Here is a 24,007-nt window from a genome sequence, read left to right as displayed (position 1 = left end):
TCCCTCCCTCTCACCGCTTGCCGGCACCATTCACCCGCAATCGCGCGTGTCGCCGCGGCCTTCTGGGGGCCGCTTGTCCTGTTCCGTAAAATATCGACCGAGAAATCGACCGGCACTGGCGAGCGCCTGCCGGGCTGCGTGTAATTCACCGTAAGCCTGAAAGACATGGATCATCGACGGATAGACCTCGAGCTCAGCAGCGACGCCGGCCTTCGCGGCGCGGTCGGCCAAACGAACGGAGTCATCGAGGATCGTCTCGCAGTCGCCGCACTGGATCAGCAAGGGCGGCAGCCTTTCAAGATCGCCGTACAACGGCGAAGCCAGGGGATCGAGAGGATTGCCTGATGGGCCAAGATAGGCCTTTGCCATGCTCAGGATCATCGGCCGCTGATGCAGGGGATCGACATCGGCGCGCGACAGGAACGTCGCCCCGGTCGCAGCGAGATCGGTCCATGGCGACATCAAACAGGCGGCCGACGGCAATTCCAGATTTGCCGCCCGCGCCGCGAACATGCAGGCGAGTACCAGGCCTCCACCGGCGGAGTCGCCGGCGAAAGCGATCGATCCGGAGCGCACACCGCTGTCGAGCAGCCAGCGATATCCCGACAGCGCGTCCTCCACCGCCGCCGGAAACACGTGCTCCGGCCCGAGGCGATAATTGATGCCGAGCACGCGGGCGCCGGCAGCGATGGATAGCCGCTGCATCAAATCGCGATGCGAGTCGATCGAGCCCATGCGAAACCCGCCGCCGTGCAGATAAAGGATGGTCCGGTTCGCCCGCGCATCTGGAGCCATGATCCACTCCGCGGCCACACCGCCGGCCTCAAACCCGTTGATCCGCCAAGGCTGCGCGCGGCTGCGGAACAACTCGTCCCAATCGTCGCGCATCTGTTCGATCGGGGTCCTCCGCGTCCAGCGCGCGTAGGTCTCCCGCAGGCGTTGCACGATCGGAGCAACGTCATCGGCTGCGGCGGAATTGACGGACCTGGGCTGCGTCGCTGCCGTCATGTGCCGATTCCCATGCCGCCTGATACACCGAGCGTTTCGCCGGTGATGTAGCCGGCAGCGTCGCTTGCCAGGAACACGGCCGCCGCGGCCACCTCCTCTGGTGTTCCAAGGCGCTGCAGCAGCGTGGCGCCCTTCATCCCTTCCAGAAGCCGCTCGCCGCCGGCAGCCACCGCGCGGCGCAGCATCGGCGTATCGATCGGGCCCGGAGCGATCACATTCGCCGTTATGCCGTAGCGGGCATTTTCGAGCGCCATCGACTTGGTGAAGGCGATGACACCGCCCTTTGCCGCGGCATAGACCGAACCACCACGCGAGCCGAGACGCCCCGCTTCGGACGCGATGTTGATCAGGCGGCCGAAGCGCGCCGCCTGCATCGCCGGCAGCACGGCGTGGGTGGTCGCCAGCACTGCCTCCAGATTGATCGCCAGCAAGCGCCGCCACTCCGGCGCCGAAGTTTCGCCGAAAAACGAATGCTGATCCACGCCCGCGCTGTTGACGAGAATGTCGAAACCGCCGGCAGCGGCAACGCGCGCCCGCAAGGTTTCCGTATCCGCGACGTCGGCCTCGATGAAGGTCAGCCCGGATTCACGGGCGATGGTTTCGCCGGCGCGGCGATCGCGGTCGATGATCGTGGTCTGCGCGCCCTCGCGGATAAAGGCGCGCGCGATCGCGGCGCCGATGCCGTTGGCGCCTCCGGTGATCATGGCATGACGTCCTGCGAGCGCGCCCGTCATGGCGGTTTCTATCGACCAACGAAGGTCGGTGCGCGCCGCTCGATCACCGCAGCGAGCCCCTCGCGGGCGTCCGCGGTGCCTGAGAGTTCGGACACGGTGCGCGCTTCCTCCGACAGGCAGGAATCGATGCTGCTGCCGACGCCGCTCGTCAGCAGGCGTTTTGTCGCGGCAAGCGCCTTCGGTGCGCCGGACGCGATCTCACGTGCCCATTCCAGCGACGCCTGCTCGAGTTGCGCTTCCGGCACGACACGGTTGACGATGCCGAGATCGCGCGCCTCCTGCGCCGTTAGGACCGGATTGGTGAGAAGGATCTCGGCCGCCCGGCGCAAGCCCACCAGCCGCGGCAACGTGACACTGACACCGGCATCCGGCGCCATGCCGACCCGGGTGGCGCCCGCCAGGAATTTGGCGCTGTCCGCCGCGATCACCAGATCGGCGGCGCAGACCAGCCCGAAGCCACCGCCGCCAGCCGCAAAACCCTGCACGCTGGCGATCACAGGCGCCTCAAGCCGCATCAATCCCGTGACCGCATTCTGCAGCCAGGCCGTCGCGACCCTTATGTAGTCCGGCATGTGCTCACCCCTCGCGGCAAAAGCGTGAATGTCGCCGCCGGCGCAGAAATTCTTGCCGCGGCCGCTCAGCAGCACGGCCCGAATCCCGGGCTCGCCGTGGCAGGCCATGACAGCCCGGCAAAGCGCTTCCAGGAATTCGGCGTTCATGGCATTCGAGGCGCCACCGCGGTTGAGCGTAATGCGAGCAAGGCCCCGCTCGACGGATAACAGCACCAGATCGTCTGCAGTCATTGAATTTCCTCCGTGTGCTACGGCAGCGAGGCCATCACACCAGGAACGACAGTGTGAAGATCGCCTTGTCGTTATTGACCAACGCCACCTTCTTGCGGGCGATCTTGAAGTCGTCGCCGTCCCGCCGCAGCACGAATTCGTTCCGCGAGACCCAGATGATGTCGCCGCGCAACGCCGATTCGAAGATCATCGTGTTGCAGGTGACGTGCAGCTCACGGCCGTCCGACTTCAGGACCTCGATGTCGCCCACGATGCGGCGCAAGCGCGACTGCGGCTCCTGCGTGTGGCGCTTGCCCGTCAGGAGCTGTTTCACGCGCAGAGCGATGCGCGAGCGATTGTCGTAGATGATCGACATCTGCCGTTCCGGATCGATGTCGTCGCCGTTGGCCGGGATCCAGTAGATGCCGTCGTCGGCCCACAGCCCTTCCCAGTCCTCGTAGCGGTGATCGTCGGCGTAGCGCGCCTCGCGAAACAGGAATTGCGAGACGTCGTGAACGAGGTCCGCCTTGCTTTGCGCTTGAATCATCAGGCTTGCTCCATCAAGGCGCGGTAGTGCCGCCAGATGCCGCGCGAGGGCACCTCGTCGGTCGCATGCCCGACCATGAAGCCGTCGCCGTCACGCCGCTCGCGATGTTCTCCGCGCCCGAGATAGATCCAGTCGGTGTCGCTCGCATGCACGCCGCGCTGCGTGCGCTCGTACATCTCCGAATCGTCGGCGAGCAGCAGGCCTGCTGGACCAACCGACCCCATGGTCTGCTGACGCATGCGTCGGTTCAGATCGGGCGCCCCCTTGAACTGCAGGGCGGTCACGTGCTGCACGCTGTCCTCGACGGCGAGCGGCTCGATCACGAACATTTGGATTTCGGCGATGAACAGGTTCGGGAAAATCATGACATGCGGCGTACCGTCGATCATGATCTGCCGTGCCTTCGCTTCGCCGTAAGCGCCGTTCATGCGCGCGGCATAGTCCGGCAGCCTCTCGATGGTCGTTCCGAACCAGCTTAAGGGCACATCGCGCTTGCGAAATTCCGGCCTGAGGTCGAGCTCGGTGTGACCGTTACCGTAGTCGCGCGTCAGTGCCGTCGACTTCGCGCCATAGAGGCTGCCGATGCCGCTGTCGGCAACGGCGAAGATCGAGGAATGGACGAAGGCGGGGTGGTAACCGTCGGTCTCGTTTTCCAGGATGAATTTCCAGTTCGCCTTGACGCGGTGCTTGAGGAAGCCGGCCTTGATCTCGATCTCGCCCTCCGGCGAGGTCATGGCCAGGCGATCGAGGGTTTCCGCCGCGCCGCCGAGATGCTCCTCAAGCGATGGCCCGTCCGGCGCGAATGACCCGAACACAAAGCCCCGGTAGGAGGCGACGCGCGGCACCCGCCCAAGCCCGTGCGCTTTCTTGTCCAGGCCCTCGTAGCCGTCAGGGAAGGCGTAACCGACGAGGCGGCCGTCGCTGCCGAAATTCCAGGCGTGGAACGGACAGGTGAAGTTGACGGCGTTGCCCTGCTCCTTCGCGCAGAGCTGGTTGCCGCGATGGGTGCAGCGGTTGAGCAGGAGGTGGATGCGGCCGTCCTGACCGCGTGTCATCAGGATCGGCTGCAGGCCGATCGACTTCCGCACGAAATCATGAGGCTTGGGTATTTCGCTCTCGTGGCCGACATAGACCCAGGTCCGGTACCAGACCCGCTCCAGCTCGAGCTGGAAGATCGCCGGGTCGCGGTAGAGGTCTCCGCGGACGCGGTCGCGACGGATCAGGTCGCCCCATTCCGGGCTCCGGGCGAGCATGTTCATCGGCTTCTCCCTTGATCTGTTTCCCAATTGATCTAATAATAATCCGACCGTTCGTTCTATTAATACATCACCTGCCCGCGCGATGCAAGTGGGTGCTTACGGGCCGGGGAGTTCTGGCCGTGCAGCGGGTAATTTGCCGGCCTTTGAGGCAACTGGTACGAGCGTTCGGCGCCGATCGCGGGACAAATCAGGGACAGTGAGGGATGGCTCGCACGAGATCCGAAAACTACGACGACATTCAAGCCGGCATTCTCCGCAACGCGGCGCGCCTCTTTGCCACGCGCGGCTACGAGCGTTCATCGGTCGGCGATCTGGTGGAGGCGTGCGAGTTGTCCCGTGGCGCGATCTACCACTACTTCGATTCCAAAGAGGCGATCCTGTTCGCCATGCTCGATTCGCTCGTGCGCAGCCTGCTCGCAAATCTGGAGCAGGCCGTCGCCGACGGCGGAGCGCCGCTCGAGACATTCGTCCGAGTGATCGAAGCCTTTGTCGAACACAACGCGCGGTCGCCCGAGGAGCAAATCGTGTTGTTGAACGATCTCGGCGCGCTGCAGGCGGAGGAGCAGCGCCAGATCGTTCAGACCGAGCGCAAGATCGTCGAACTGGTCGGCAAGGTGCTGGTTTCGATCGATGCCACGAAGAAGATGAACAGGCGAAATGCGCGCGTCTATACAATGATGCTGTTCGGCATGATCAACTACACATACACGTGGTACGACGCCAAGGGTCCGATCAAGCCGAAGGAGTTCGCGCAATTGGCGGCCAACCTGTTCCTGAAGGGCTTCCTGGCCGAGTCCTAGCCACAAACGGCTCCAGACTCGCGAACAGCTCGCATACCTCCCCAACGAAACAAGTTTGTCGACCCGGCTGGCAGCCGTCGGGACCGGCCTCCTTCGGCGCTTTGAGCGGTCGCAAACCCCTTTCGCCCTGCTGCCGGCTTAAGGTAACCTTGCAAGCCAAAGCTGCATCGGGGACTTGCCGAAACCCCGCCCATGTGAGAGGCAGCGGAAAAAGCCGTCGGCGGGCAAATGGGAGGTGTCCATGACCGACGACGCTCTGCAGCGACGAACATTCCTGCTTGGCGTCGGCCTTGCCGGCACCGCGATTGCGACGGGAATCCCGCAAGAAGCCGAAGCCCAGCCACAGCCGGCGGCGCCCTCGCCTGCCGCCGCGGCTCCAGCCGACACCGAGCCCTTCGTCACGCTGACCGCCACCGAAGCAGCCTTTATCGTCGCCGCCGTCGACACGCTGATTCCCGCCGACGAGCTCTCGCCATCCGGCAGCGATTGCGGGGTTGCCGTGTTCATCGACCGCCAGCTCGGCAGCGCCTGGGGCGGCGGCGCGAAAATGTATCGCGCCGGCCCGTTCCATAAGGGCAAGCCCGAGCAGGGCTATCAACTGGCGCTGACACCGCGCGAATTCTTCGCAGCCGGCATTGTCGCGGCCAACGCCTGGTCGCGCAAAAACTTCGGCGGCAAAGATTTTGACCGGCTCGCGGTCGGCGATCGCGTCGCCGCGCTGAAGGCGATGGAGGACGGCAAGGCCGCGTTCGACAATTTCGACACGCGGGCCTTCTTCAACCAGCTGCTCTCGCTCGCCATGGCCGGCTTCTTCGCCGATCCGATCTATGGCGGCAACCGTGACAAGGTCGCCTGGAAGATGATCGGCTTCCCGGGACTGCCGGCCACCTATGCCGACAAGATCGATGCCTATCGCGACAAACGCTATGTCGCCGAGCCGCAATCGATCGCGGACTTCTCGTAAAAAGGGAGGTCGCGATGGCGACAAGACTGAAAGACGTCGATGCGGTCGTGATCGGCCTCGGCTTCTCCGGCGCGATCCTCTCCCGCGAATTGACCAAGGCCGGGCTCAATGTCGTGGCGCTCGAGCGCGGTGCGGACCGCAATCCCGCCGACGAGTTCACGCTGACGCGGCTGCGCGACGAGCTGCGCTATGCGGTACGGCTCGAGCTGATGCAGGACAACTCGATCGACACCATCACCTTCCGCAATGCGCCGGACGAGGTGGCGCTGCCGATCCGACGCTTCGGCGCCTTCCTGCCCGGCGAGGGCGTCGGCGGCACCGGCATCCATTGGGGCGCGCTGCAATGGCGCTTCCTGCCGACCGATTTTCGCATCAGGAGCGTGCTGACCGAAAGGTACGGCGCCAAGGCCATTCCCGATACCATGACCATCCAGGATTGGCCGGTCAGCTATGACGAGCTCGAGCCGCATTATGATCGTTTCGAAAAGCTCTGCGGCGTCTCCGGCCAGGCCGGCAATCTCCGCGGCAAGCTGATCTCAGGCGGCAATCCCTTCGAAGGGCCGCGCAGCGAGGATTATCCGAACAAGCCGATCAAGACCGCGGTAGGACCTGCAATGTTCGGCGCGGCGGCGGCAAGTCTCGGCTATCACCCGTTTCCGGTGCCGGTTGCGACCTCGAGCGCGCCCTATGTGAATCCGGAAGGCATTACGCTCGGCGCCTGCGAATATTGCGGCCACTGCAATCGCACAGCCTGCGAGGCCAACGCCAAGGCGTCTCCCAATGTCAACATCGTGCCGGTGCTACGGACCGAGCCGAAATTCGAGCTGCGAACCCGCGCCTTTGTCACGCGGCTCAACTACGACAGGAACGCAAAGCGCATCACCAGCGTGCTCTACACCGACATGAGGACCGGCGAGGAGTATGAACAACCCGCCGGCATCGTGATCCTGTCGTCGTTTGTGTTCGGCAACACCCAGCAACTCCTGCTGGCCGGCATCGGCGAACCCTACGATCCCAGCAGTGGCAATGGCGTGGTCGGCAAGAACTATTGCTACCAGTTCGAAGCGGGAGCGAACGCCTTCTTCGAGGGCCGCGAGTTCAATCCGTTCATGGGCGCGCCCGGCATGTCGATTGCGATCGACGATTTCAACGGCGAGAACTTCGACCATTCCGGCCTCGGCTTCTTCGGCGGCGGCTACATCGTCTGCACCAATGCCGGCGCGCCGCCGATCGGCGGTCGCGCGATGCCGAAAGATGAGCCGCGCTGGGGCGTGGGATGGAAGCAGGCGACCGCGAAATGGTATCGCTGCTCCACCGGCTTCAACACGCAGGGCTCGGTCTATGCCCATCGCGACAATTTCATGGACCTCGATCCCACCTACAAGGATGCACTCGGCCGACCGCTGATCCGGCTGACTTATAACGCCACCGACAACGACCACGCGATGTCGCGCCATGTGGTCGGCAAGCTCGAGGGCGTGATCAAGGCGATGAACCCAACCCGCTACGAGATGCACTACCGGCCGAAGAATTTCACCGTCGTGCCGTATCAGTCGACCCACAACACCGGCGGCACCATCATGGGGGCGGACCCGAACAGCAGCGTGGTAAACCGCTATTTGCAGGCCTGGGATGCCCACAATCTCTTCGTCCAGGGCGCCTCCGTGTTCCCGCAGCAGCCCGGCTACAATCCAACCGGCACGCTCGGCGCACTGGCCTACTGGTCGGCCAAGGCGATCACCGAACAATATCTGAAAAACCCCGGTCCGCTGGTTCACGCGTGATCGGACTGGAAACGCCAGGCAACATCAAGGGGACCGTTATGCGCACTCGGGTCCCGGGCATCGCCCGGGTTGCTCTTCTCGCCCTTGTCGCCGGTCCTGCCGCCGCGGCGGATGCGGAACACGGCAAGGTCCTGTTCGAGACCTGCGCAGCCTGCCATTCCGACCGTACCGATGCGCTCGGTCCGAGCCTGAAGGGCGTGATCGGGCGTCCATCCGCCTCACTTGACGGCTTCCGCTACTCCAACCCGATGAAGCGCGCCAACCTCGTCTGGGACGAGGAGAACCTGCGTGCCTATATCCGGGATCCCCAAGCCAAGGTGAGGGGAAACCGCATGCCCTATGGCGGAATGAGCGACCCGAAGGACGTCGACGACGTCATCGCCTATCTGGAAACGTTGAAATAGCAACGCGGCGTCGGCTTCATCTCCGCTCTCATGCGGATGACATTAGCCTTTATTCCAGCGTCGTCGGCCGCGATCTGGCGTCGACAGTCCGATTGCCTTGCCGCTAGATTGCGGCACAACCAATGATGTTTCGGGGGAGACCAAGGATGGCCGTCTCGAGGCTTGTCTGGATTCTGGCAGTGCTCATGCTTGGGCTGCCGGCACTGAGCTTCCCCGCCCGGGCCGACGATTATCCCAACCGCCCGATCAAGATCATCGTCCCCTTCGGGGCCGGCGGACCCGCCGATGTCGCGGCACGCCTGCTCGGCAATGTGCTGCAGCAGAGCTTTGGCCAGCCCTTCGTGGTCGAGAACCGCAGCGGCGCTGGCGGCATCATCGGGACGCTGGAGGTCGCGAAGTCACCGCCCGACGGCTACACCCTGCTCATGATGTCGAACACCCAGACGGCGAACGAGTCGCTGGTGCCGCAGCGCAAATATGAGTTGATGCGCGACCTCGCGCCGATCGCGCCCGTCAACTCGTCCGACCTCGTGATCGTCGTGCATCCGTCGTTACAGGCAAAGACGCTGCAGGAGTTCGTTGCGCTGGCGAAATCGCAGCCGGGCAAGCTGAACTACGCCTCCTCGGGCCAGGGCACGCCCTATCACATGGCCGGCGAACTCTTCAAAAGCATGGCCGGCATCGACATCGTCCATGTGCCCTATCGCAACAGCGGCGAGGCGCGTTCAGGCGTGATCGGCGGCCAGGTGCAGATGATGATCGACGCGGTGCCCGCGATGGCGCCCAATATCGGCGAGCATCAGGTGCGCGCGCTGGCAACCACCGGCAAGGTGCGTTCCAGTGTCCTGCCCGATGTTCCCACGGTGACCGAGGCGGGTGTGCCCGGCTATGAGGCGACGATCTGGCTCGGCCTGATGGCGCCTGCGGGCACGCCGAAGCCGATCATCGACAAGCTCAATGCCGCCGTAGGTGCCGTGGTGAAGCGCCCCGAAATCGTCAAGCTCTGGGGCGAACAAGGCGCCGTTCCGATGTCGATGTCGCCGCAGGAGTTCGATAAATTCCTGCGCGATGATATTGTGAAATGGGCTGACGTCGTCAAACGATTTGAGAAGCAGCAGAACTGAGGCGTCCATGACAAGCATCCGGTTTCGCCTCAACGGGGCGGCGACCGAGGTCGATGCCGACCCGGACCGCGCGCTGCTCGACGTGCTGCGCAGCCATTTTGGGCTGGCCGGTGTGCATTTCGGCTGCGGCTCCGGCGAATGCGGGGCCTGCCGGGTCATTGTCGGCGATCATGCCGTCACGTCCTGCGACACGCCATTGTGGTCGGTCGCGGACAAGGACGTCATCACGCTGGAAGGATTGGGCAGTGCCGAGCATCCACATCCGCTGCAGCGCGCCTTCATTGCGGAGCAGGCGATGCAATGCGGCTATTGCGTCTCCGGCGTCATCATGAGCGCGGCCGCGCTGCTGAGACAAAATCGCGATCCTTCCGAGGTCGACGTGCGCGCGGCGCTCGACCGCAATCTCTGTCGCTGCGGTTCGCATAACCGAATGGTACGTGCGATTCTTGCTGCGGCACAAGAGATGGTCAATCAGAGATGATCAAAGAGACGATGCCCTCATGAGCGCCTCACCCGCGCCGAGCCTGCCGGTCAGCCTCGCCGCCAACCCAAGACTGTCGTCCTGGGTCAGGTTCGGCGCTGACGGCCAGGTCACGGTCTCGCCCGGCAAGGTCGAGATCGGGCAAGGCATCGTCACCGCGCTGGCCCAGATCGCCGCCGACGAGCTCGATGTTGATCTCGCGCGCGTCAAGATGATCCGCGCATCAACCGCGGCAAGCCCGAATGAGGGCGTCACTTCGGGCAGCCTGTCGATCCAGCAATCGGGCCGCGCACTGCGGCAGGCCTGTGCCGAGATCCGGCGGATATTTCTGACTGCGGCCGCAGATCGGCTCGGCGTCGGGAGGGATGCGCTCGACATCAGCGACGGCACCATTTCGGGCCCAGGCAACGTCGCCACCAGCTACTGGGAGCTCGCCGACGAGGTCTCGCTCGATCGGGATGCCGCGCCGGGAGCCGCGCCGAAACCGGCTTCACGGCGCGCGCTTGCGGGGCATTCGGTGCAACGGCTCGACATTCCCGACAAGGTGTTCGCGCGGCCCCGTTTCATCCATGATCTCACGCTCGCCGGACTCGTGCATGGGCGTGTGCTGCGGCCGGAACGATCCGGCGCGAAGCTTGCCGGGCTCGACCAAGACGCCGCGCGCGGCGTTCCCGGGCTTATCGCCGTCGTCCGTAACGGCAATTTTGCCGGCGTTGTCTGTGAGACCGAGCATGCCGCTGACGCCGCGCTGGGCGCGTTGCGCAAAGGCGCAAGCTGGACGACTGGAGAAGCGTTGCCTGACGAAAACGACCTCGCCGCCTTCCTGAAGGCACAGCCGGTCAACTCGACAATCGTTGGCACGAAAGCGGCGGCGAACCCCGGCGCGAAAGCGCGTACGATCCGCCGGCAGTATGTCCGGCCCTATATCGCGCATGGTTCGATCGCGCCGTCCTGCGCGATCGCGCAATGGAGTGGCGAGCGCGTCCATGTCTGGAGCCATAGCCAGGGCGTCTATCTGCTGCGGGCCGACCTTGCGCTGGTCCTGAAGATGCCGGCCGATAACATCACGGTCGAGCATGTCGAAGGCGCCGGCTGCTACGGCCACAACGCCGCCGACGATGTCGCGCTCGACGCCGTGTTGCTCGCTGGCGCCGCAGCCGGCAAACCCGTTCGGGTGCAATGGTCGCGCGCAGACGAGATGACGCACGCGCCGTTTGGCGCCGCGATGGCGATCCAGATCGAGGCCGATCTCGACGCCCAAGGCGATGTCGTCGAATGGCGTCACGCGATCTGGAGCAATGGGCATACCGCGCGGCCCGGACGGGCCACGCAACCGGCGCTGCTCGCGGCGATCGAAATCGAAAATCCCTTTCCGCGGATGATCTCCACCGATCCGCCGCAGGCCAACGGCGGCGGCAGCGACCGCAACTCGATCCCGCTCTACGACTTTCCGGCCTGGACCGTGCAAAGCCATCGCCTGCTGACCATGCCGGTACGCACCTCGGCGCTGCGGACGCTCGGGGCACAGGGCAATGTGTTTGCGATCGAGTCATTCCTCGATGAAATCGCCGCCGCGCGCGGCGAGGATCCCCTCGCCTTCCGGCTGCGCCATCTCAAGGACGAGCGCGCGAAGGACGCGATCCGCGCCGTCGCCCGACGCGCCAACTGGAAGCCGGCGGCAACAGCCGGCGTCGGCCATGGCATCGGCTTTGCCCGTTACAAGAACACCGGCGCCTACTGTGCCGCCATTGCCGAGATCGAGGGTGACGAGACGATCCGCGTCAGGAAACTGACGATCGCGGTCGATGTCGGCGAAGCCATCAATCCGGATGGCGTGATCAACCAGATCGAGGGCGGCGCCATCCAGGCCACGAGCTGGGTCCTGAAGGAGCGCGTCCGCTTTGACGCCGCGCGCATCACCAGCAACAATTGGACGGACTATCCGATCCTGCGTTTCTCGGAGGTGCCGCTGGTGGATGTCGAATTGATCCGGCGGCCCGAGATCGAGCCGGTCGGTGCCGGCGAAGCCGCGCATGGACCAGTGACGGCGGCGATTGCCAATGCCGTCTTTGACGGCCTCTCTGTGCGAGTGCGCCAGCTCCCGATCAGCCGTGACAATTTGATTGCGGCGATGGACCTTGCGGAATGAACAGCGTGAATATCCTGAGCGGCGGCGCGGCGCAGGGCCTGGTCGCAAGCTTCGCGGCCACTTTCAAGACGCGCACCGGTTTCGAAATCGGCGGTGAATTCGGCGCCGTCGGCGCGATGGCCGACAAGCTTCGAAACGGCGCTCCAACCGACTTGATCATCCTGACTGCGGCGCTCGCGGCGCAGCTGGCCGGGGAAGGTTTGGTCGTCCAAGCCTCGATCACCGATGTCGGCACGGTCGAAACCGCACTTGCGGTGCGCAGCGGCGATCCCAGGCTTTCCGTCCGCAACACCGACGAGCTTCGGGCAGCGTTTCTTGCGGCGGATGCGATTTTCGTCCCCGACATCAAGGCATCGACCGCCGGCATCCATGTCGCTGATGTGCTTGAGCGGCTCGGCATCGCCGATACTGTATCGGCGCGGCTGCAGGTCTATCCGAACGGCGCAACCGCGATGCGGCACCTTGCGGCCTCCACCGCGGCAAGGCCGATCGGCTGCACGCAATCCACCGAAATCATCAGCACCGAGGGCATCGCACTGAGTGGCGCGTTGCCGCCGGGCTGCGAGCTCAAGACTACGTACACGGCCGCCGTGACGACAGGCGCAAAAAGCCCGGCAGAGGCGAAAATCCTGATCGATCTCCTGACCAGTCCCGCGGCGCACGCGGCGAGGAGCCGCGCGGGCTTCGTGAGCTAAGCGCGGTGCCCTATCTCGGCTCCCTCAGTGACTGGTGTGGCCAACCGCCCAGACATAGGCCGCCACCGCCGCAACGTCGGCGTCCGACAGCTCGGCGCCGCCCTTCGGCGGCATGACGCCGGTATAGTTGCGCGGACGCGGCACGCCGTTGGTCACGGTCTTGGTGATAGAGGCAAGACTGCCGTCGCCCCATGCCCAGATGCCGGAGGTCAGGTCGGGGCCGACCGGCGTCCCCTTGGCGTCGGGACCGTGACATCCGCTGCAGGTGCCGTCGCTAACCTCGCCGTGGAAGATGCGGTCGCCCAGCGCAACCTGATCCTTGCTGGCGCCGGGTGGTACTGGCAGGGCCAGGGTGGCGCGCCCAGCATCGGCATGGGTCCCTTCCGGCGGCACGGCCGTGCCGGCCGGACCCGATGCCGCGGCGGGCGTCGGCGCCGCAGCCAGTCGCGCGGTCGTCGCATCGCCACGATAAGTCACCCGCCAGATGCGGCCATGCACATCGTCAGCAATGTAGAGAGAGCCGTCCGGCCCCATCGCCAGTCCGCTCGGCCGAAAGGCGGCGCGACCGGGATCCTTGTGCACGCCGGCAAAGCCGTCGGCGAACACGACATAATCTCCCGCTGCCTTGCCGTTGGCCATTGGCTGGAAGACGACATCATAGCCCGCCTGCTCCCGCGGCGCGCGATTCCACGAACCGTGGAAGGCGACGAAGGCGCCGTCGCGATAAGGCGCGGGAAACTGCGTGCCGGTGTAGATCAGCATGTCGTTGGGCGCCCAATGGCCGGGAAAGGCGGCGACCGGCGTCTGCTTGCCGGCACACACTCCAACCGTCTTGCCGTCGCCGCCATATTCCGGCGCCAGGACCAGCTTTTTCTGATCCTGATCATAGTAGCATTCCGGCCATCCGTAGTCGCTGCCCTGCTTCAGCTCGACAATTTCTTCCGCCGGCAACTCGACGCCCTGCTCGACCGTATAAAGCTTGGGCCAGTTCTGTGACAGCTGATCGCGGCCATGCTGCGTGACGTAGAGCCGCCCGGCCCTGTCGAACCCGAACCCCTCGCCATTGCGGATGCCGGTGGCATACCGCGCGGCCGCGGAGAAGGTCTGACCGGTCTTGTTGGCGTCGTAGCGCCAGATGCCAGCCCGCGTCTCCAGTTCGGTACAAGGATCGAGGCCTTTTGACAGCGGCATGCGATTGTCCGACTGGCAGGCATTGGTAGCGGATCCCAGGTCGACGAACAGGTCGCCCTTCGCGTCGATGACGAACGGGTGCATCGGATGATCGCCGGTCAGCGGCATGCCGGACAGCACGGTCTCCGGCTTGCTGGCCGGCGCCGTCTCGCCCGCCGCACGCGCATAGCGGACAATCTTGTCGTTCAGTTCGGCATAGACCGCGCCATTGTAGAGCGCGATGCCGGTGCCACCCGCAGCGCCGGCGGACTGGTCCGCGCCAAAGCGCCGGATGACGTCCGCCTTGCCGCTGCCAGTCGTGTCCTTCAGCGCGAGCAGGAATCCGCCGGCCGGCGGGGTGTCGTTGTGGTAGTAGCGGCCGCTCCAGCTGTTGGCGTAAACGACATTGTCGCTGCTGACTGCAAGGTGACGGACGTGGCCGAGATTGTCGGCAAAGACTGTCGCGCAAAATCCAGGGGAAAGGGTGATGCCGGTGTTCTGATTTTGGCATTCTGCGGCGGCGGCGCCATGGGGCGCGACCGTGAGCAGCACCAGGACAGCCGACGGAAGAAGCATCTTCGCGCGCTCGTTTGATGGCATTTGTCTCTCTGTTCTCTCACCCGGCCCATCGGGCTGAACCGCAGGCCCAGCTCGTTTCACACCGTTATGCCTGGATATTTATAACGGCAACTCGTGTTGAAACGCATGCAATCCGCATTTGCACCAACACGGCGGACTCAAACCTTTGTGACTGGATTGGGCCGGAACATCAGCTTCGACTGAGATAGCCGTCAGCTGATCGATCGCGCTTCAGGCGATCGATCGTCGCTGCCGACAGTCTCGTCTGACCGTGACGCGCGCACGCGGAGCGACGTGCCAAGCATCACGTGTCCATGCGCTCGCTGTCTGCAACAGCACTCATGTCCCCGACCGGTCAATCCGGAAGCGTTGCAGTCAGGTTGCAGCGGGCGGCCTGCTATTTCGCCAACTGCGTCAGCCCCGTCGGCGGGCCGTCGACCGCGGTCCAGCCGCCGTCGACGAACAGCGTGCTGCCGCTGACATAGCTTGCCGCGTCCGAAGCAAGATAGGCAACGGCGGTGGCGACCTCGTCCGCGCTGCTCCAGCGATTGAACACCGTGTGCCCGGCATAGAGATTGTAGATATCAGGCCGCTGCTTGAACGGCGCGGTCAACGCAGTCTCGACAATGCTCGGCGCGATGGCGTTGACGCGCACGCCATGGCGGCCGACCTCGGAGGCAAAGCCCTGCACCAATAGTCCGATCGCGGCCTTGGTCGAGCCGTAGACCGCAAGCCCCGGCTCGATGGTCACGGCACGCACCGAGGAGCAAGCGATCAGACTGCCGACTTTCTGCTCGACCATGATGCGGCCGAAGGCCTGGAAGAACCACACCGTGCCCTTGATGTTGAGGTTGATGACGCGGTCCAGATCCTCCTCGGTGTAATCGAGGATGGTCTTGCGGATGTTCAGGCCCGGCGTCGTCACTGCAATGTCGAGCCGCGGAAATATCTGCCTCGCTATCTTCGCTAGCGATGCGACATCGGCGGCGCTCGCGGCATCGCAGGAAGCGGCGTCGGCGGAGCCGCCGCTTGCGCGAATGGCGCTGACCGTTTCCTGCGCCCCGTCCAGCGACCAGTCGGCACACAACACGCTGGCACCGAGCGCGGCCAGCGCTTCCGCCGACGATTTGCCGATACCCGAGGCTGCACCGAGCACGACCGCGGTCTTGCCGGTGAGATCAAACAGCTTGCGATAATCGGTCATCCCAAAACTCCCGTTGCGGCAGCGCACAATAGAAAGTGCTGCTTGTTCGTTTGCCAACCCTGTCCAGTTCATATACTAATATATTAGTTACGAGAACAGCTATGCGTGCACGCACGACCAGCAAGAAAGCGGCAGCCGCCGCCCGCTCCCCCGGCAAGTCGCCCAGCAAGATCCGTCGTGGTGGGCGGCCGCGCCGGACGACGGCGTCGTCGCGGATCTATTCCGAGCTGCGTGAGGAGCTGGTGTCGCTGCAAAGGCGCCCGGGCGAGCCGATCTCCGAAGCCGAGATCGCCCTCTCCTACGGCTTGAGCCGCACGCCGGTGCGCGAGGCCATTCTCAAGTTGGCCGACGAAGGTCTGGTCGACATTTTTCCGCAGTCCGGAATCTTCGTCTCGCGCATTCCGCTTGCCGCGCTCCCGGAAGCGATCATCGTCCGCAAGGCGCTGGAGGAAACCACCGCAGGCATGGCGGCGCAGCGTGCGACACCGAGCCAGATCATGAATCTGCAGGCCATCGTGCAGCGCCAGCGCGAGGCGGATGCGGCCAGGGACCGCGAGGGCTTTCACCAGGCGGACGAAGCCTTTCATTCAAGCATCGCGGAGATCGCCGGCTATCCCGGCATCTGGCGGCTGATCCTGCAGGTCAAGGTTCATGTCGACCGCTATCGCCGGCTGACGCTGCCGGTTGCCGGGCGCATGACACAGGTGATCGCGGAGCATGAGCCGATCCTGGCGGCGATCGAGGCGCATGATCCGGCTGCGGCTCGCGTCGCCATGGAGAAGCACCTGGTGCGCCTGCTGCACGACATCTCCGCGACCCGGCACACCAATCCGGAGTTTTTCGACCAGCAAGCCTGACGACGATACGGGGGCGCGAAACGCGCGGTCCGTTCAGTTCAAACAAAGCGAGAGTGGGAGGATATTATGAAACGCCGCGACTTCATCAGACTGACAGCCGGATTGGCGACAGCGGCGGCGAGCTCCGCGCCGTTCTCGATAGCCCTCGCTCAATCAAAGGCCAGCTTCAAGGCTTCCGACGTCCAGCCCGCCGGCTATCCGACGGTTGCCGCCACCGAAAGCCTTGGCAAGAAGCTGGAGGCCGCGACCAATGGGCGGCTGACGGTGCAGATGTATCCGTCCGCCCAGCTCGGCGGCGAGAAGGAGACCATCGAGCAGACGCAGATCGGCGCGATCCAGATGCTGCGTGTCTCGGCCGGCGCGCTGGGGCCGATCGTCGACGACATCAACGTCGTCAACATGCCCTTCCTGTTCAAGAACATGGCGCATGCGCAGAAGATGATGGACGGCGATATCGGCCAGGAGCTGCTCGACAAGATCAGCGCCAACGCCAATGCCAACCTCGTCGCGCTCTGCTGGATGGATGCCGGCGCGCGCTCGATCTACAACACCAAGAAGCCGATCAAGACGGTCGCGGACCTGAAGGGCCTGAAGATCCGCGTGATCGGCAACCCCATCTTCATCGACATGATGAACGCGCTCGGCGGCAACGGCGTCGCCATGGGATATGACCAGGTCTTCTCTTCGCTGCAGACGGGCGTGATCGACGGCGCCGAGAACAATCCGCCGAGCTATGTGTTCTCCAATCACTACACGGCGGCGAAATATTATTCGCTGACCGAGCATCTGGTCATCCCTGAGGTGCTGCTGTTCTCGAAGCGGGCCTGGACGGCGCTGTCGGCCGACGATCAGAACCTGATCAAGAAATTCGCCCGCGAGGCGCAGTTCGAAGAGCGCGAGCTGTGGAAGAAATATGAGCAGCAGGCGATGGACAAGGCCAAGACCGCGGGCTGCGAGATCGTCGAGATCGCCGACAAGGCGCCGTTCCAGGCGGCGGTGAAGCCGGTGTGGGACAAATACGGCCCGAAATACCAGGACATGATCAAGCGCATCCAGGCGATCTGATCGCGGAACGCAAATCACATCGGGAGGCGTTTGGAATGGCGGGACTGTTTCGCCGGACGATGGATTATCTCTACCTCGCATGCGTGGTGGTCGGCACCACGGCGCTGGTGCTGATCTCCGCCGTCATCCCCTACGCGGTCTTCACCCGCTATGTGCTCAACAGCGCGGCGTCCTGGCCTGAGCCGCTTGCAATCCTCCTCACCATCGTGCTGACCTTCATTGGCGCCGCCGCCGCCTACCGGCTCAACCTGCACATGAACGTCGCCTATTTCGCCAACAAGCTGCCGCCAGCCGGGCGGCGGCTGCTCGACCTGCTGGTCCAGCTGCTGATGGCGGTGATTGCGCTGTTCATGATCATCTGGGGCGAGCGGCTGGTCGAGGTGACCTGGCACAACACCATCGCCGATTTCCCCTTCCTGTCGGTCGGCATCACCTATCTGCCGATCCCGATCGGCGGGTTCTGCCTGCTGCTGTTCATCATCGAGCGGATTTTCCTGGGGCTCCCGCCCGATCCGATTACGCACGGCTCCGAAGCCCCGTCCTTCGACTGATCAGGCACGAGAGAAGACCGAAAGAGAGAGCCGGTAGACAACAATGGATATCTTCATCCTGCTCGCGACGATGGCGTTCTGCTTCTTGATCGGCATGCCCATCGCCTATTCGCTGGCGATGGCAGCCATCGCCGGCGCGCTCTCGATTGGCATCCCGTTAGAAGCCTTGATGCTGAAGATTTCGGACGGCGTCAGCAAGGTGGCCATGCTGACCATTCCCTTCTTCGTGCTCGCCGGCGCGATCATGGCCGAAGGCGGCATGGCGCGGCGACTGGTCGCCTTTGCCGACGTGCTGGTCGGCTTCACCCGCCTGCGCGGCGGGCTCTCGATCGTCAATGTGCTGGCGACGACGTTTCTCAGCGGCATCTCGGGCTCGGCGGTTGCCGACACCTCGGCGATCGGCTCGGTGATGATCCCGCAGATGGAGCGCGCGGGCTATCCGCGTGTGTTCGCGACCAACCTCACCATCACCTCCTCGGTGCAGGCGCTGCTGGTGCCGCCGAGCCACAATGCGGTGCTGTATTCCCTCGCCACCGGGGGGACGATCTCGATCAGCGCCTTGTTCATGGCGGGCGTTTTCCCGGGGCTCCTGCTCGGCCTCTCGCTGATCATCCTCTGCGTCGTGATCGCCTACCGCGAACGCCATCCGCGGGGACAGATGGTGCCGGTCAAGGACGCGCTGCGCATTTGCATCGATGCGGCCTGGGGCCTGATCACCCTCGTCATCATTCTTGGCGGCATCCTGGGCGGCATCTTCACCGCCATCGAGGCCGGCGCGGTGGCCTGCCTCTGGGCGTTCTTCGTCACCATGTTCATCTACCGCGACTATCGCTGGCGCGACCTGCCCGTGCTGCTGCACCGGACACTGCGCACGGTTGCGATGGTGATGACCCTGATCGCATGCGCCTCCAGCGTCGGCTACATCATGGCTTTGACGCAGATGCCGGCGAAGATGACGGCGTTCTTCCTGTCCATCTCCAGCAACAAATACGTCATCCTGTTCCTCATCAACGTGCTGCTGCTGCTACTCGGCACGCTGGTGGACATGGCGCCGTCGATCCTGATCGCGACGCCGATCCTGCTGCCGGTGATGCAGAATTTCGGCGTCAACCCGGTTCATTTCGGCATGATCATGCTGCTCAATCTCGGCATCGGGCTGTGCCATCCGCCGGTCGGCTCGATCCTGTTCGTCGGCTGCGCGGTCGGCAAGGTGACGATCGAACAGGTCATGCGCAAGATCTGGCCGTTCTATGCGGTGATGTTCGTAGTCCTGATGTTCGTGACCTACATCCCTGCAATATCGCTCTGGCTGCCCGGCCATGTGTTGCGTTAGCCTGCGGGCCTCTTGGGTCAGAGGCTTCTTGAAATGAAAATCGTCGATCTCAGTCGCGAACTCTATCACCGCGCACCGACCTACCCCGGGCACCCCCCGATCATCCACGGCGTCTGGAAAGGCCACGAGGATGCTTTCGCCGAATCCGGCCAGGTGTGGGGGCTGTCGTCGATGTTCATCTCGATGCCCGACCATGCTGGCACCCATATCGACGCCCCCCGGCATTTCGGCAAGGGCGGCATACCGATCAACGAGTATCCACTGGAGAAGTGCATCGTGCCCGGCATCTGCCTCGACTTGCGGCACATCGCACCACGCGCGGAGATTGCGCCTGATGATCTCGAAACGGCCGTGAAACAGACAGGACTCGCCGTGCCGAAGGGTGGCACCGTTCTGCTCTGCACCGGCCACCACGCCCGCACCTTTCCAGGCAAGGACTATGCAACGGACAATTCCGGCGTGAATGTCGCTGCAACCGAATGGCTTGCCCGCCAGGGGGTTGTGCATTTCGGCATCGACTCGATGCGGCCGGGCCCGATGGGCGACGTCAACCTGCTGGTGCACAAGGCCTGCCTCGATCTCGACATCACCCATATCGAGAGCCTGTGCAATCTGGAGACCCTGCTCGGCCGGGGCCGGTTCACTTTTATCGGCCTGCCGATGAAAATGCGCGAGGGCACGGCCTCCCCGATCCGCGCTGTTGCGGTATTCGACATGTGATATAGGGTCGGCCCGCGCCGCCGGTCGCAGCGCGAAGAACAGACCCGGCACGAGCCGGGCGATCAAGTCAGGGAGGTGCAGGATGGGCGATCCAATACGTCCGTCGCGGCGCGAGGTGTTCCGCGCCGCCGGTGTTCTCGCAGGCGCTGCTGCGAGCGTAAGATTTGGCCTGGCGCCTGCGAGGGCGGCCGGCTACCCCGACCATCCCGTCAAGATCATCGTGCCATTTGCGCCGGCCGGCCCGACCGATATCATGGCGCGGATCCTTGCCAATCATCTTGGCGAGGCGATCAGCGGCACGGTGGTGATCGAGAATCGCCCCGGCGCCGGCGGCAACATCGGAATGGGCATTGCCGCCCATGCTGAGCCGGACGGCTATACGCTCCTGCTCACCTCGAGCGCCTATGTTGTCAATCCCGGGCTCTATGCCAAGACGCCCTATGACGCCTACAAGGATTTCGCGCCCATTGCCGAACTCGGCACTTCGCCCAACGTCATCCTGGTCGATCCGAAGCAGGGCATAAATTCGATCGCCGAGCTCGTTGCGCGTGCCAAGGACCATCCGAGCGAGCTCAATTATGCCAGCCCCGGCATCGGCACGACCCCGCATCTGACAGGCGAACTGCTCAAGATCATCGCCGGAATCGAGATGACGCATGTGCCGTTCTCGGGCGCAGGTCCGGCGGTCCAGGCCGTCCTGAGCGGCACGACACAGATTGCGGTCGCCGCATTGCCGCCGGCGCATCCGCATATCGAGGCCGGCGCGCTAAAGGCGCTGGCCGTTACCGGCACCAGCCGATGGTTCGACCTGCCAAATGTGCCGACCATGATCGAGCTTGGCTACAAGGATTTCGTTTCGGACACGTTCCAGGGCTTTCTCGCGCCTGCGAAGACGCCACCCGACATCGTCCGACAGCTCGCCGCCAAATCGACCGAAATTCTCCGAAGGCCCGAGGTTGCCGAACAATTGCGCAAGGACGGCTTCGAAGTGCTGGCCAACGGTCCCGATGGCATGCGGAAGCGGATCGAGGACGAAGTGCCGAAATGGCGTGACATCATTGTGAAGGCCGGCATCAAGCCGGTTTGACCAGCCATGCGCTACGCGCCTCGCGCAGGTATCTTGCTGCCGACGGCTTGGCTGTCTTAGGTTGTGCTCAAATCAAAATCCAAAACACGATAAAAATCCAGGGAGGAAGCCATCATGACCACGCGCCGTGATTTTCTGAAAACGGGCGCCGCCGGCGTCGTCTTTTGCAGCTGCGGTCTGTTGAAGTCCGCACATGCGCAAGCAACGCGCCAGACGCTGCCGGTCACGGTGGGCGGCAAGCGCATCAAGACAGTCGACGTCCACTCCCATTGCCACTTCCACGAGGCCGGCGCGCTGCTCGGAGCGGACGCGGCCAAGATACAGGTGCCGCCGGTCAACGGGGCGGAAGAGGCTTTCATCGAGATCGACAAGCGCATCGCCGCGATGGACTCGCAAGCAATCGACATGGAAGTGCTCTCGATCAACCCATTCTGGTATGACCGCGACCGCGACCTCGCCGCAAAGATCGTCAAAATCCAGAACGAGAAGCTTGCCGAGCTTTGCGCGTCCAAGCCGGACCGTTTCGCAGGCTTTGCCTCGCTCACTCTGCAGGCGCCGGACCTTGCCGTGCAGGAGCTGGAGACCGCGGTGAAGAAGCACGGATTGAAGGGAGCTGCTATCGGCGACGTCGTCAACGGCGTCGAGTTCTCCGACCCGAAGTTCCATCCCGTTTGGGCCAAGGCCGAAGAACTCGGTGTCCCTCTGTTCATTCATCCCCAGGGCCTCCCCGAACTGAACAAGCGCCTCGCCGGCAACGGCTGGCTCGGCAACACCATCGCCAATCCCTTAGGGACCACGATCGCACTGTCGCATCTGATCTACGAAGGCACCTTCGATCGCTTTCCCGGACTGAAAGTGATCGCAGCCCATGGTGGCGGCTACCTGCCCTCCTATGCCGATCGTTCCGACCACGCCTGTCTGGTCGGTCCCAAGGGCTGCAATCCGGACGTGAAGCTGAAGAAGCAGCCGACGGAATATCTGAAGCAGATCTATTTCGACTCGCTCGTCTTTACGCCCGAGGCCATCCGTCACCTCGTGGCGCAGGTCGGCGCGAGCCAGATCGTGCTTGGCAGCGACTATCCCTATCCCTGGCAGATGCAGCCGGTGGATCACATCTTCGCCTGCACGACGCTGAGCGAGGACGAGAAAGCGGACATTCTCGGCCGCACCGCGGCGAAGCTGTTCAATTTTACCGCGTAGAGCGCGATGAGATCGGATTGAATGGGAACCCGGTCCGCGTCTCCCATCGGAAGAAGCGGACCCCACGGCAGGCGGGTCGTCACCGTTATCGATGCATCAGTCTGCATATAAAGCAGGCTTTCGACTTTAGTTCTGCTTTGGCGAACCGGAGTCACCCCCGGTTTTGCTTGCTGCAACCGCGCGCGCCGTTACAATGCCGGCCAAGGCAGAATGAACACTAAGTGGAGAGAAACAAAGATGAAAACGATGCCCCCCAATTGGTCAGTGCCCGCGCTGCTCTGCGCAACGGCCCTCGGCCTTTTGACCAGCCTGACGCCGGCACTCGCCGCCGACCCTATCAAGATCGGCGTCATCGCCGAGGCGCAGGCGATCGCCGGCGCCTCGATCCCGCAGGCCGCGCAGATGGCGGCGGACGAAATCAATGCCAAGGGTGGCGTCGACGGCCGCAAGATCGAAGTCATCACCTATGACAATCACTCCTCGTCGGCCGATTCCGTCCGCGCGTTCCAGCGCGCGGTGAACGAGGACAAGGTCAACATCGTCATCGCGAGCTATATCAGCGAGGTTGTTCTGGCGCTGGAGCCCTGGGCCTCGCGCCTGAAAACCCCCTTCGTCACGCCGGGTGCGGCCTCTAACGAGATCAGCAAGAGCGTCCATGCCGATTATGAGAAGAACAAATACACTTTCCACGGCTACCTGACGTCGGCAGCACTTGCGCAATCGGTCTGCGACGCGGCCAAGGAGCTGCTGGTCGATCAGAAGCACATGAAGAGCGCGGTGATCATGAGCGAGGACGCCGCCTGGACCAAGCCGCTCGACGTCGGCTACGAGGAGTGCCTGCCCAAGATCGGGCTGAAAGTGCTCGACCACATCCGCTTCTCGCCCGACACCACCGACTTCACCCCGATCTTCAACAAGATCGAAGCGGCCAAGCCTGACGTGATCATCACCGGCATTTCGCATGTCGGCGTGCAGCCGACGGTACAGTGGAAGAACCAGCAGGTGCCGATCCCGATGTTCGGGATCTCGTCGCAGGCGACCAACTCGACCTTCGGCAAGGACACCAATGACGCAGCCAATGGCGTGCTCTATCAGGGCGTCTCGGGCCCGGGCGTCGCGGTGACGCCGAAGTCGGTCCCCTTTGCCGATGGTTTCAAGGCGAAGTTCGGCAACTATCCGTCCTACGCCGGCTACACAGCCTATGACGAGGTCTATTACATCGCCGATGCCGTGAAGCGGGGCGGCTCGACCGATGCCGACAAGCTGATCGAGGCGCTGGAAAAGACCGATTGGGAAGGCACCATCGGCCGCGTCCAGTTCTATGGCAAGGACGACCCATTCACCCACTCGATCAAATATGGCCCCGGCCTGATCACCGGGCTGATGCTGCAATGGCAGGACGGCCAGCAAGTGGCCGTCTGGCCCAAGAACGTCGCCAAGTCCGAGATGAAGTTCCCAAGCTTCATCAAGCTGACCTCGAACTGACAATGTAAAGAGAGCACGCTCCCGG

At 63.8% G+C, this 24,007-nt stretch carries 23 protein-coding genes; 16 read left to right on the top strand and 7 right to left on the bottom strand.

The window, feature by feature from the left end; all coding sequences use genetic code 11:
- Positions 1-30: 30 nt before the first annotated feature.
- The 5 genes from A3AI_RS0105900 to A3AI_RS0105880 are packed head-to-tail and all read right to left on the bottom strand — an operon-like array spanning position 31 to position 4,330.
- Entirely contained in the window at positions 31-1,008 is a 978-nt protein-coding gene (locus A3AI_RS0105900) for an alpha/beta hydrolase (protein ID WP_024514685.1), read from the bottom strand.
- Positions 1,005-1,742 (bottom strand): SDR family NAD(P)-dependent oxidoreductase, encoded by a 738-nt coding sequence (locus tag A3AI_RS0105895; RefSeq protein ID WP_024514684.1) that lies wholly within the window; start codon positions 1,740-1,742, stop codon positions 1,005-1,007. Before A3AI_RS0105895 ends, A3AI_RS0105900 begins: the two co-directional genes overlap by 4 nt.
- An 8-nt stretch (positions 1,743-1,750) precedes the next feature.
- A complete protein-coding gene (locus A3AI_RS0105890; RefSeq protein ID WP_024514683.1) occupies positions 1,751-2,545 on the bottom strand; it encodes an enoyl-CoA hydratase/isomerase family protein in 795 nt (264 codons plus the stop codon).
- A 34-nt stretch (positions 2,546-2,579) separates the two neighbouring features.
- Positions 2,580-3,071: an aromatic-ring-hydroxylating dioxygenase subunit beta gene (locus A3AI_RS0105885; RefSeq protein ID WP_024514682.1), complete on the bottom strand. Its 492-nt coding sequence runs from the start codon at positions 3,069-3,071 to the stop codon at positions 2,580-2,582.
- Positions 3,071-4,330 carry an aromatic ring-hydroxylating oxygenase subunit alpha gene (locus tag A3AI_RS0105880; protein ID WP_024514681.1) on the bottom strand — a complete coding sequence of 420 codons (1,260 nt, stop codon included), beginning with the start codon at positions 4,328-4,330 and terminating at the stop codon, positions 3,071-3,073. Before A3AI_RS0105880 ends, A3AI_RS0105885 begins: the two co-directional genes overlap by 1 nt.
- A gap of 203 nt (positions 4,331-4,533) precedes the next feature.
- On the opposite strand from A3AI_RS0105880, the gene A3AI_RS0105875 reads away from it, so the two are divergent.
- From A3AI_RS0105875 to A3AI_RS0105840, 8 genes are all read left to right on the top strand, one after another.
- Entirely contained in the window at positions 4,534-5,130 is a 597-nt protein-coding gene (locus A3AI_RS0105875) for a TetR/AcrR family transcriptional regulator (RefSeq protein WP_024514680.1), read from the top strand.
- Between the two features lie 241 nt (positions 5,131-5,371).
- Positions 5,372-6,094 (top strand): gluconate 2-dehydrogenase subunit 3 family protein, encoded by a 723-nt coding sequence (locus A3AI_RS0105870; protein WP_024514679.1) that lies wholly within the window; start codon positions 5,372-5,374, stop codon positions 6,092-6,094.
- Between the two features lie 14 nt (positions 6,095-6,108).
- Positions 6,109-7,878 carry a GMC family oxidoreductase gene (locus A3AI_RS0105865; protein WP_024514678.1) on the top strand — a complete coding sequence of 590 codons (1,770 nt, stop codon included), beginning with the start codon at positions 6,109-6,111 and terminating at the stop codon, positions 7,876-7,878.
- Between the two features lie 38 nt (positions 7,879-7,916).
- Positions 7,917-8,282 (top strand): c-type cytochrome, encoded by a 366-nt coding sequence (locus A3AI_RS0105860; RefSeq protein ID WP_024514677.1) that lies wholly within the window; start codon positions 7,917-7,919, stop codon positions 8,280-8,282.
- Positions 8,283-8,467: 185 nt separating this feature from the next.
- Positions 8,468-9,406, top strand: coding sequence for a tripartite tricarboxylate transporter substrate binding protein (locus A3AI_RS0105855; RefSeq protein ID WP_036047554.1), 939 nt, complete (start codon positions 8,468-8,470; stop codon positions 9,404-9,406).
- A 7-nt stretch (positions 9,407-9,413) separates the two neighbouring features.
- Complete coding sequence (locus tag A3AI_RS0105850) at positions 9,414-9,887, top strand: (2Fe-2S)-binding protein (RefSeq protein WP_024514675.1); 474 nt, start codon at positions 9,414-9,416, stop codon at positions 9,885-9,887.
- A gap of 19 nt (positions 9,888-9,906) precedes the next feature.
- Positions 9,907-12,036: a xanthine dehydrogenase family protein molybdopterin-binding subunit gene (locus A3AI_RS0105845; protein WP_024514674.1), complete on the top strand. Its 2,130-nt coding sequence runs from the start codon at positions 9,907-9,909 to the stop codon at positions 12,034-12,036.
- The gene (locus A3AI_RS0105840; RefSeq protein ID WP_024514673.1) at positions 12,033-12,731 is read left to right on the top strand and encodes a molybdate ABC transporter substrate-binding protein; all 699 of its coding nucleotides are present in this window, start codon (positions 12,033-12,035) and stop codon (positions 12,729-12,731) included. Before A3AI_RS0105845 ends, A3AI_RS0105840 begins: the two co-directional genes overlap by 4 nt.
- A gap of 24 nt (positions 12,732-12,755) precedes the next feature.
- Here A3AI_RS0105840 and A3AI_RS0105835 read toward each other — a convergent pair whose 3' ends face one another.
- Both A3AI_RS0105835 and A3AI_RS0105830 read right to left on the bottom strand, forming a co-directional pair.
- On the bottom strand, positions 12,756-14,477 hold the full coding sequence (locus A3AI_RS0105835) for a PQQ-dependent sugar dehydrogenase (protein WP_245286843.1): 1,722 nt from the start codon (positions 14,475-14,477) through the stop codon (positions 12,756-12,758).
- A 400-nt stretch (positions 14,478-14,877) separates the two neighbouring features.
- A complete protein-coding gene (locus tag A3AI_RS0105830) occupies positions 14,878-15,684 on the bottom strand; it encodes an SDR family NAD(P)-dependent oxidoreductase (protein ID WP_024514671.1) in 807 nt (268 codons plus the stop codon).
- A gap of 170 nt (positions 15,685-15,854) precedes the next feature.
- On the opposite strand from A3AI_RS0105830, the gene A3AI_RS0105825 reads away from it, so the two are divergent.
- From A3AI_RS0105825 to A3AI_RS0105790, 8 genes are all read left to right on the top strand, one after another.
- Entirely contained in the window at positions 15,855-16,541 is a 687-nt protein-coding gene (locus A3AI_RS0105825) for a GntR family transcriptional regulator (RefSeq protein ID WP_024514670.1), read from the top strand.
- Between the two features lie 66 nt (positions 16,542-16,607).
- The gene (locus tag A3AI_RS0105820; protein ID WP_036047462.1) at positions 16,608-17,606 is read left to right on the top strand and encodes a TRAP transporter substrate-binding protein; all 999 of its coding nucleotides are present in this window, start codon (positions 16,608-16,610) and stop codon (positions 17,604-17,606) included.
- 35 nt (positions 17,607-17,641) lie between these two features.
- Complete coding sequence (locus tag A3AI_RS0105815) at positions 17,642-18,157, top strand: TRAP transporter small permease (RefSeq protein WP_024514668.1); 516 nt, start codon at positions 17,642-17,644, stop codon at positions 18,155-18,157.
- Positions 18,158-18,200: 43 nt separating this feature from the next.
- Positions 18,201-19,490, top strand: a complete 1,290-nt coding sequence (locus A3AI_RS0105810; RefSeq protein ID WP_024514667.1) for a TRAP transporter large permease — start codon at positions 18,201-18,203, stop codon at positions 19,488-19,490.
- A 33-nt stretch (positions 19,491-19,523) separates the two neighbouring features.
- Entirely contained in the window at positions 19,524-20,210 is a 687-nt protein-coding gene (locus tag A3AI_RS0105805; protein ID WP_024514666.1) for a cyclase family protein, read from the top strand.
- An 82-nt stretch (positions 20,211-20,292) separates the two neighbouring features.
- Positions 20,293-21,297: a Bug family tripartite tricarboxylate transporter substrate binding protein gene (locus A3AI_RS0105800; RefSeq protein ID WP_024514665.1), complete on the top strand. Its 1,005-nt coding sequence runs from the start codon at positions 20,293-20,295 to the stop codon at positions 21,295-21,297.
- Positions 21,298-21,411: 114 nt separating this feature from the next.
- A complete protein-coding gene (locus A3AI_RS0105795) occupies positions 21,412-22,497 on the top strand; it encodes an amidohydrolase family protein (RefSeq protein WP_024514664.1) in 1,086 nt (361 codons plus the stop codon).
- A gap of 246 nt (positions 22,498-22,743) precedes the next feature.
- Positions 22,744-23,982: an ABC transporter substrate-binding protein gene (locus A3AI_RS0105790; RefSeq protein WP_036047553.1), complete on the top strand. Its 1,239-nt coding sequence runs from the start codon at positions 22,744-22,746 to the stop codon at positions 23,980-23,982.
- The last annotated feature ends 25 nt before the right edge of the window (positions 23,983-24,007 follow it).

Origin of the sequence: Bradyrhizobium sp. Tv2a-2 (genome assembly GCF_000472425.1) — a bacterium.
In the GTDB taxonomy this organism is placed as follows: Bacteria; Pseudomonadota; Alphaproteobacteria; order Rhizobiales; family Xanthobacteraceae; genus Bradyrhizobium.
The sequence above is the reverse complement of the archived record's forward strand: the minus strand, read 5'-3'. Positions and strand labels throughout refer to the sequence as shown.

What these genes read in the sequence shown, in the direction of transcription:
- A3AI_RS0105900 (WP_024514685.1), bottom strand. Translation starts at nt 1,008, where the DNA reads ATGACGGCAGCGACGCAGCCCAGGTCCGTCAATTCCGCCGCAGCCGAT.
- A3AI_RS0105895 (WP_024514684.1), bottom strand. Translation starts at nt 1,742, where the DNA reads ATGACGGGCGCGCTCGCAGGACGTCATGCCATGATCACCGGAGGCGCC.
- A3AI_RS0105890 (WP_024514683.1), bottom strand. Translation starts at nt 2,545, where the DNA reads ATGACTGCAGACGATCTGGTGCTGTTATCCGTCGAGCGGGGCCTTGCT.
- A3AI_RS0105885 (WP_024514682.1), bottom strand. Translation starts at nt 3,071, where the DNA reads ATGATTCAAGCGCAAAGCAAGGCGGACCTCGTTCACGACGTCTCGCAA.
- A3AI_RS0105880 (WP_024514681.1), bottom strand. Translation starts at nt 4,330, where the DNA reads ATGAACATGCTCGCCCGGAGCCCGGAATGGGGCGACCTGATCCGTCGC.
- A3AI_RS0105875 (WP_024514680.1), top strand. Translation starts at nt 4,534, where the DNA reads ATGGCTCGCACGAGATCCGAAAACTACGACGACATTCAAGCCGGCATT.
- A3AI_RS0105870 (WP_024514679.1), top strand. Translation starts at nt 5,372, where the DNA reads ATGACCGACGACGCTCTGCAGCGACGAACATTCCTGCTTGGCGTCGGC.
- A3AI_RS0105865 (WP_024514678.1), top strand. Translation starts at nt 6,109, where the DNA reads ATGGCGACAAGACTGAAAGACGTCGATGCGGTCGTGATCGGCCTCGGC.
- A3AI_RS0105860 (WP_024514677.1), top strand. Translation starts at nt 7,917, where the DNA reads ATGCGCACTCGGGTCCCGGGCATCGCCCGGGTTGCTCTTCTCGCCCTT.
- A3AI_RS0105855 (WP_036047554.1), top strand. Translation starts at nt 8,468, where the DNA reads ATGCTTGGGCTGCCGGCACTGAGCTTCCCCGCCCGGGCCGACGATTAT.
- A3AI_RS0105850 (WP_024514675.1), top strand. Translation starts at nt 9,414, where the DNA reads ATGACAAGCATCCGGTTTCGCCTCAACGGGGCGGCGACCGAGGTCGAT.
- A3AI_RS0105845 (WP_024514674.1), top strand. Translation starts at nt 9,907, where the DNA reads ATGAGCGCCTCACCCGCGCCGAGCCTGCCGGTCAGCCTCGCCGCCAAC.
- A3AI_RS0105840 (WP_024514673.1), top strand. Translation starts at nt 12,033, where the DNA reads ATGAACAGCGTGAATATCCTGAGCGGCGGCGCGGCGCAGGGCCTGGTC.
- A3AI_RS0105835 (WP_245286843.1), bottom strand. Translation starts at nt 14,477, where the DNA reads ATGCTTCTTCCGTCGGCTGTCCTGGTGCTGCTCACGGTCGCGCCCCAT.
- A3AI_RS0105830 (WP_024514671.1), bottom strand. Translation starts at nt 15,684, where the DNA reads ATGACCGATTATCGCAAGCTGTTTGATCTCACCGGCAAGACCGCGGTC.
- A3AI_RS0105820 (WP_036047462.1), top strand. Translation starts at nt 16,608, where the DNA reads ATGAAACGCCGCGACTTCATCAGACTGACAGCCGGATTGGCGACAGCG.
- A3AI_RS0105815 (WP_024514668.1), top strand. Translation starts at nt 17,642, where the DNA reads ATGGCGGGACTGTTTCGCCGGACGATGGATTATCTCTACCTCGCATGC.
- A3AI_RS0105810 (WP_024514667.1), top strand. Translation starts at nt 18,201, where the DNA reads ATGGATATCTTCATCCTGCTCGCGACGATGGCGTTCTGCTTCTTGATC.
- A3AI_RS0105805 (WP_024514666.1), top strand. Translation starts at nt 19,524, where the DNA reads ATGAAAATCGTCGATCTCAGTCGCGAACTCTATCACCGCGCACCGACC.
- A3AI_RS0105800 (WP_024514665.1), top strand. Translation starts at nt 20,293, where the DNA reads ATGGGCGATCCAATACGTCCGTCGCGGCGCGAGGTGTTCCGCGCCGCC.
- A3AI_RS0105795 (WP_024514664.1), top strand. Translation starts at nt 21,412, where the DNA reads ATGACCACGCGCCGTGATTTTCTGAAAACGGGCGCCGCCGGCGTCGTC.
- A3AI_RS0105790 (WP_036047553.1), top strand. Translation starts at nt 22,744, where the DNA reads ATGCCCCCCAATTGGTCAGTGCCCGCGCTGCTCTGCGCAACGGCCCTC.